This window comes from Caballeronia sp., assembly GCF_049581465.1.
Lineage (GTDB): Bacteria > Pseudomonadota > Gammaproteobacteria > Burkholderiales > Burkholderiaceae > Caballeronia.
Window position 1 is genome coordinate 1 of record NZ_JBAUSA010000882.1, and the last position, 7,118, is coordinate 7,118.

Here is a 7,118-nt window from a genome sequence, read left to right on the forward strand (position 1 = left end):
TTTCTTTGCAAACGCGCAAAGAAACGAAGCAAAGAAACGCGTTCAAACCGCGAATACCTCAGTGTCGTCGTTGCCCATTTCAAGTTTTTGGCACGAACGTAGCGCGGCCCCAAATACTTAACCCGCAGTCGAACACCTCCCTCAAGCACCAGCGGCGCGCACACGCTTCGCCCCAATTGTCCCAATCCCATTGCTGCAGGTGGCAACGCATGGCATAAGGCTTTTGGCAACGCCAGCAACGTCAACAGTAGCGCCAGCGATAACGTCAGTGGCAAGGCCGGCGAAATGCTGCTTAGTTGTTGCCTTGCTCGTTTGGGTCGCGCGAAAGCTCGACGCAGGATCACGGAGCGGATACCACGCGTGTGGGTGGTACGAGAACACGGATACTCGCCGAGATACGACCGTTGAGGCGAAGCGAGTGAGTGCCGTTTGTGCTTGCGGAGGGTGTTCGACTGCGGGTTGATGGGTGGGGGCCGTGCTACGTTCGTGCCAAAAGCCTGAAGTGAGCAACGCCGACACTTAGGTATTCGCGGTTTGAACGCGTTTCTTTGCTTCGTTTCTTTGCGCGGGTTTGCAAAGAAATGAAGTCCCGCCCCGGATAGGGGCTAACAGTAATAAGCAAGAAAATCCGACTTAAGCAGAACGACCACGCTAGCAGAAGGACTCAACGCTCTCCCCACACTCGCCGCGCGCAGCACCCCCTCCACACGCTCCGCGCGCAGCGCCACCCCCAAGCGCCAGCGTCAACCACCTAGTGATTTCGCTCCGAAACCTGCGGTGAAGGCTTACCCCAAGTCGACTTACCCACATACGGCGATGAACCGCCGCCGTGCGGCTGTCCCTGCGGAGGCCGTCCGGCATCAGGGCTTCCAGCCGGCGGATTGCCGCCAGCCTGCGGGGGCGGCCCCCCATGCCCACCTTGCCCGCCACCACCCTTGGGGCCCCCGTTCGGGCCACCGCTTCCGCCGCGATAACCGCCGTTCCCCTGGCCGGGAGGAGGCCCACCGTGATAACCCGGGCCACGGTTGTAGCCGTGATAACCCGGACCATCGTTGTAGTATCGCGGCCCCGGGCCGCCATAGTAACCACCGCCGTAACCGCCCCCAAACCCCCCACCTACACCAATGACCACGCCCGAGTCGACAACCGGAGCGCCATATCCATAGCCGTACCCAGGGTCATAGCCAGCCGGATAAGCAGGGGAGCCAGGCGGCGGATAAGCGGGATAGCCGCCCGTCGCGTAAGCAGGCGTGCCATCGGGATAAACTGCACACCCAGCCACCAGGGCAGCGGAAGCGATGATGAGTCCTGCAACTGCAAATTTCATGATGGACACTAAAACGTAAGTTGATTACGGTATCAGACCGTCTCGCGACAAGAATGTCGCAGTAATATTTGTAAAGATTTATCCCGTCGGCAACGGCGCTTCAGTCGCCTGTCCACACACGAAACGGTGTACCGCCAAAAGAGACAACGCGGCAGCGCGACGCTCTGTTGACGCAGATGCAACAATCCTTTGTCGCCAGTCACCTTTATGTGATAGGGGCAAACCCGTATACTTCATTTGTCCAGAAGTGGGTCCGTCAGCCCACGGGACTTGAGAAGGGGTTCCCAATGAAAAAGATAATATCGACCTACTGGCCCATCGCGATGATCGTGCCGGTGGCACTCGTCGGCTTTTGCCACACCGTGCAGCCGCACAACGCAAGCTCGGCACCGCATATGCACAGCGCCGCCAACGTCAGCGCGGAATTTGCGCGTGCGCTGTCGCTCGGGCTGGTTGAAACGGACACCAGGGCGCCGGGTTACGGCCCGATCAGCGGGTCGGCAACGTCAGCGGTATCGCAGACGTTATAAAACGACGGACGCGCGGCGAACATTAATCGCGTAAGCAGGCCCAAAAGCGTCCGCGACGCCCTGAGGCGCTTAGCCTTAAGCCGACGCCCAGAAGGACCATTTTCCAGCCCATGTTATGTATCCGATGCAGCCGCAAGGCTGCATCGCTCGCCGATCGGGCAGCCAAACGGCGTAGTTTGTATAATTCGGAACGGCGTCGATTGAGTCCTCTCGTCGATCTGCCCCGATTCCCGCAAACAACGCCGAAACCATGACCACAATCGCCGTCTGCTTCGTTTGCCTCGGCAATATTTGTCGGTCGCCGAGCGCTGAGGGCGTGATGGCGTATCAAGTGCGGCGAGCGAAGTTGTCGGAACGGATCGTGATCGATTCGGCAGGAACAGGTGACTGGCACATCGGCCAACCGCCCGACGAACGGGCGCAGCGCGCCGCGAAGAGACGAGGTTATGACCTGTCGAAATTGCGTGGCCGGCAGATCGCCAGTGAGGATTTCGCCCGATTCGACTTGCTGATCGCGATGGATGACGCCAACGCGGCAGCGCTGACGAAAGCCTGTCCGCCGGAATATCGCGACAAGATCCGGTTGCTGATGGAATTCGGCGCCCGCGACGACAGCCGCGTGGTCGTCGACCCGTATTTCGGCGGCGACGAAGGGTTCGAACGGGTGCTGGATCAATGCGAAGACGCATGCGAAGGCTTGCTGAAGGCGCTTCGAACGCAATTGCTGACGTAACGTGAGGCTTCAGACCCGCATTGCAGGGCCTGCAACTTCTAAGCAAATTCCTAAGAAATCCGTCGTCGATACTTGACTAAATCCGTAGGCTATTTATACTGGACCAAATTCATCAAGTATTAGCCGTATCCCCCGGTAGCTTACAAATATGAGACTCACCACGAAAGGCCGCTTCGCCGTCACGGCGATGATCGACTTGGCTTTACGCCAGGAGCAGGGTCCGGTAACGCTTGCCGGGATCAGTCAGCGGCAGCACATCTCCTTGTCCTATCTCGAGCAGTTGTTCGGCAAGTTGCGCCGGCACGAGATCGTCGAATCGGTTCGCGGTCCCGGCGGCGGCTACAACCTCGCACGCCGCGCGGAGAACGTGACGGTGGCGGACATTATCATCGCGGTGGACGAACCGATCGATGCCACGCAGTGCGGCGGCAAGGGCGCATGCGAAGGCACGAAGCAGCACGACGGCCACTGCATGACGCACGAACTCTGGTCCACGCTCAATCAGAAGATGGTCGAGTATCTCGATTCCGTCTCGCTGAAAGACCTGGTCGATCAGCAGCGCGCGCGAGAAGGGTCGTCGGCGGTCATACGCGATCGCCGCGCCGAGTCAGCCACGGTCGAGACCGTGCGCGTGGCGCCAAAAGGACCGAATTCCGTTTTCAACCTGGCCGGCTGACAGACCCCGCGTTCATTCGCGGCAGTCTCGCCTGATTAGAGCCAATTGAGTTAAATCCCCGGAGCGACAATGAATAACGACATTCCCCACCTGCCCATTTACATGGACTACAGCGCGACGACGCCAATCGATCCGCGCGTGGTGGACAAGATGATCCCGTATCTGCGCGAGCAATTCGGCAATCCGGCATCGCGTAGTCACCAGTACGGCTGGGACGCTGAACGGGCCGTCGAGGAAGCGCGCGAGAACGTCGCGAAACTGGTCAATTGCGATCCGCGCGAAATCATCTGGACGTCGGGCGCAACGGAATCGGACAACCTCGCACTCAAAGGCGCGGCGCATTTCTACAAGAGCAAGGGTAAGCACATCATCACGGTGAAGACCGAGCACAAGGCTGTGCTCGATACCTGCCGCGAGTTGGAGCGCGAAGGCTTCGAAGTGACCTATCTGGACGTGAAGGACGACGGCCTGCTCGACCTGGACAAGTTCCAGGCGGCGATTCGTCCCGACACCATTCTCGTTTCCGTGATGAGCGTGAACAACGAGATTGGCGTGGTCCAGGACATCGCGGCGATCGGTGAGATTACGCGCGCCAAGGGCATCATTTTTCACGTCGATGCAGCGCAAGCCACCGGCAAGATCGAGATCGACCTGCAGAAGCTGAAAGTCGACCTGATGTCGTTCTCGGCGCACAAGACGTATGGTCCGAAGGGCATCGGCGCGCTGTTCGTGCGCCGCAAGCCGCGGATTCGCATCGAAGCGCAGATGCACGGCGGCGGTCACGAGCGCGGCATGCGTTCAGGCACGCTGGCGACGCATCAGATCGTCGGCATGGGCGAGGCTTTCCGTATCGCGGGTGAGGAAATGGCAGCCGAAAACGAGCGCGTGCGCATGCTGCGCGACCGCTTGCTGAACGGCTTGTCGGACATGGAAGAGGTTTATGTGAACGGCGACATGGTCGCGCGCGTGCCGCATAACCTCAACATCAGCTTCAACTTCGTGGAAGGCGAGTCGCTGATCATGGCGGTCAAGGACGTGGCGGTATCGTCGGGTTCGGCGTGTACGTCGGCTTCGCTGGAGCCTTCGTATGTGCTGCGCGCGCTGGGTCGCAACGACGAACTCGCGCACAGCTCGATCCGCTTCACGGTCGGCCGTTTCACGACCGAACAGGACGTTGACTACGTGATCAATTTGTTGAAGGGCAAGATTGCCAAGCTGCGCGACTTGTCGCCGCTTTGGGAAATGCACAAGGACGGTATCGATATTTCGTCGATCCAGTGGGCCGCGCACTAAGCGCCGTTTTAAGCGCTCACTGCACGTCCACCGCACGCACACGCAAAAGATAAGGAGTTTGAATCATGGCTTATAGCGACAAGGTTCTGGATCACTACGAAAACCCGCGCAATGTCGGCTCGTTCGGCAAGGACGACGACACGGTCGGCACCGGCATGGTCGGTGCACCGGCATGCGGCGACGTGATGAAGCTGCAAATCCGTGTTGGCGCGGATGGCGTGATCGAAGATGCAAAGTTCAAGACCTACGGCTGCGGGTCGGCAATCGCTTCCAGCTCGCTCGTCACCGAATGGGTCAAGGGCAAGACGCTGGATCAGGCGTTGACGATCAAGAATACGCATATTGCCGAAGAGCTGGCGCTGCCGCCGGTCAAGATTCACTGCTCGATTCTTGCCGAAGACGCGATCAAGGCTGCCGTTGCCGATTACAAGCAACGTCACAGCACTGTCTCGACGGAAGTGGAAGCGAAGCAGCACGCGTAATTCAAGCGGGATCGTGAAACTCGAGCAAGGCAAGAGAAGAGATTATGGCTATCACGTTGACGGACAAAGCAGCAAAGCACGTACAAAAGTATTTGCTACAACGCGGCAAGGGCGTGGGGCTGCGGCTCGGTGTACGCACGACCGGCTGCTCGGGTCTCGCCTATAAACTTGAGTACGTGGACGAACTCGCGCCGGAAGATAAGGTGTTCGAAACGGCGGGTGTGAAGATCATTGTCGATCCGAAGAGCCTGGCCTATATCGACGGCACCGAACTCGACTTCGCGCGTGAAGGCCTGAACGAAGGATTTCGCTTCAATAATCCGAACGTAAAGGACGAGTGCGGCTGCGGCGAATCGTTCCGCGTGTGACGTTGCTGGTCAACGGTCTGGAGGCGGCGAGTGCCGCCTTTTTCTTTGTTGCAAAGCCTCATGCGCTGACGGGCCGGCCGCCACGCCGCTCATATTCTGCGAATTTCCGCCTCGCGTCCTAAAATTTCCCTATGGCATCGCTCAACGACACTCACTTCGAGTTGTTCGACCTTCCCGCCACGTACGCCGTCGATTCCACTGCGCTCGACCATGCGTATCGGACGGTACAGGCGCAGGTGCATCCCGATCGTTTTGCGGCGGCCGGTGACGCGCAAAAACGCATCGCGATGCAATGGGCCACGCATGCGAACGAGGCGTATCGGACGCTGCGCGATCCTCTGAAGCGCGGGACCTACATGCTGAAGTTGCGTGGCGTGAATGCTGGCGCCGAAAGCAACACGGCGATGGAACCCGCCTTCCTGATGCAGCAAATGGAGTGGCGCGAAAATATCGAAGATGCAGCGGCGGCGAAGAATCTTCGCGCGCTCGAAGCGCTGCTCGATGAACTTCGCGACCAGGAACGCATCCGCTTCGAGAAACTGGCCGGATTGATCGATAGCCACGCAGATCAGGCCGCGAGCGAAGCTGTGCGCCAGCTGATGTTTATCGAGCGCGTGGCGAGCGAGATCGAAGCTCAGATCGAGAAGCTGGAATAAAGAAGTCCCGGACGATACATAACCCTCAATAGATCAACAATGGCTTTACTGCAAATCTCAGAACCCGGCATGGCGCCGGCGCCGCACCAGCGGCGCGTTGCCGTGGGCATCGATCTCGGCACGACCAACTCGCTCGTCGCGGCCGTGCGTCACAGTATTGCCGAAGCGCTGCCCGACGAAGAAGGCCACGTACTGCTGCCTTCGGTGGTCCGGTATCTGGAGAAGGGCGGCCGGCGCATCGGCCGCGTGGCGAAGGAAGAAGCGGCGCTCGATCCGCACAACACGATCGTCTCCGTGAAGCGCTTCATGGGCCGTGGCAAAAGTGAAGTGGAGGGTGCGGAAAACGCGCCCTACGATTTCGTCGATGCCCCCGGCATGGTGCAGATCCGGACCATCGACGGCATCAAGAGCCCGGTGGAAGTATCGGCGGAAATCCTGGCGACGCTGCGCTATCGCGCGGAAGACACGCTGGGCGACGACCTGGTCGGCGCGGTGATCACCGTGCCCGCTTACTTCGATGAAGCCCAGCGGCAAGCCACGAAAGACGCCGCGAAGCTCGCCGGCCTGAATGTGTTGCGACTGCTGAACGAACCCACTGCCGCGGCTATCGCGTACGGTCTGGACAACGCGTCCGAAGGTTTGTACGCCGTGTACGACCTGGGCGGCGGCACGTTCGACCTGTCGATCCTCAAGCTCACCAAGGGCGTGTTCGAAGTGCTCGCGGCCGGCGGCGATTCGGCGTTGGGCGGCGATGATTTCGACGCGGCATTGTATCGGCACGTATTGTCGAAAAGCGGTTTCAAGCCTGCCACGCCGGAAGACGTGCGCCTGTTGCTGGATTGCGTGCGCACGGCGAAGGAAGCTTTGTCGACTGCATCGGAAGCCACCGTTGCGGCCAGCTTGTCCGATGGACGCAAGGTCGACGTGACGGTCACTGAAGACGAATTCGCGACACTCTCCGATGCGCTTGTTGCCCGGACCCTGACGCCCACGCGCAAGGCTTTGCGCGACGCCAAGGTGGCGCCTGCGGAGATCAAGGGCGTCGTGCTGGTC

Annotated in this window: 10 protein-coding genes; 8 read left to right on the plus strand and 2 right to left on the minus strand. The window is 59.8% G+C overall.

What is annotated here, in order from left to right; genetic code table 11:
* Together WCA53_RS21545 and WCA53_RS21550 are read right to left on the minus strand one after the other, a co-directional pair.
* The coding region (locus WCA53_RS21545; protein ID WP_423915414.1) for a hypothetical protein at positions 1-245 on the minus strand (245 nt) is incomplete at its 3' end.
* Positions 246-751: 506 nt separating this feature from the next.
* Positions 752-1,327, minus strand: coding sequence for a hypothetical protein (locus tag WCA53_RS21550; RefSeq protein ID WP_423915416.1), 576 nt, complete (start codon positions 1,325-1,327; stop codon positions 752-754).
* 287 nt (positions 1,328-1,614) lie between these two features.
* Between WCA53_RS21550 and WCA53_RS21555 the strand changes: the two genes are divergently transcribed.
* The 8 genes from WCA53_RS21555 to WCA53_RS21590 all read left to right on the plus strand — a co-directional run.
* The gene (locus WCA53_RS21555; RefSeq protein WP_423915418.1) at positions 1,615-1,857 is read left to right on the plus strand and encodes a hypothetical protein; all 243 of its coding nucleotides are present in this window, start codon (positions 1,615-1,617) and stop codon (positions 1,855-1,857) included.
* Between the two features lie 250 nt (positions 1,858-2,107).
* Complete coding sequence (locus tag WCA53_RS21560; RefSeq protein WP_423915420.1) at positions 2,108-2,590, plus strand: low molecular weight protein-tyrosine-phosphatase; 483 nt, start codon at positions 2,108-2,110, stop codon at positions 2,588-2,590.
* A gap of 148 nt (positions 2,591-2,738) precedes the next feature.
* Positions 2,739-3,266: a Fe-S cluster assembly transcriptional regulator IscR gene (gene iscR, locus WCA53_RS21565; protein WP_423915423.1), complete on the plus strand. Its 528-nt coding sequence runs from the start codon at positions 2,739-2,741 to the stop codon at positions 3,264-3,266.
* Between the two features lie 69 nt (positions 3,267-3,335).
* On the plus strand, positions 3,336-4,559 hold the full coding sequence (locus WCA53_RS21570) for an IscS subfamily cysteine desulfurase (RefSeq protein WP_423915426.1): 1,224 nt from the start codon (positions 3,336-3,338) through the stop codon (positions 4,557-4,559).
* Positions 4,560-4,624: 65 nt separating this feature from the next.
* Positions 4,625-5,041, plus strand: a complete 417-nt coding sequence (gene iscU, locus WCA53_RS21575; protein ID WP_423915428.1) for a Fe-S cluster assembly scaffold IscU — start codon at positions 4,625-4,627, stop codon at positions 5,039-5,041.
* A 44-nt stretch (positions 5,042-5,085) separates the two neighbouring features.
* On the plus strand, positions 5,086-5,409 hold the full coding sequence (gene iscA / locus WCA53_RS21580; protein WP_423915430.1) for an iron-sulfur cluster assembly protein IscA: 324 nt from the start codon (positions 5,086-5,088) through the stop codon (positions 5,407-5,409).
* Between the two features lie 131 nt (positions 5,410-5,540).
* The gene (gene hscB / locus WCA53_RS21585; protein ID WP_423915432.1) at positions 5,541-6,065 is read left to right on the plus strand and encodes a Fe-S protein assembly co-chaperone HscB; all 525 of its coding nucleotides are present in this window, start codon (positions 5,541-5,543) and stop codon (positions 6,063-6,065) included.
* Between the two features lie 39 nt (positions 6,066-6,104).
* Positions 6,105-7,118 (plus strand): Hsp70 family protein (locus WCA53_RS21590; RefSeq protein ID WP_423915434.1); only part of this gene is annotated, 1,014 nt, incomplete at its 3' end.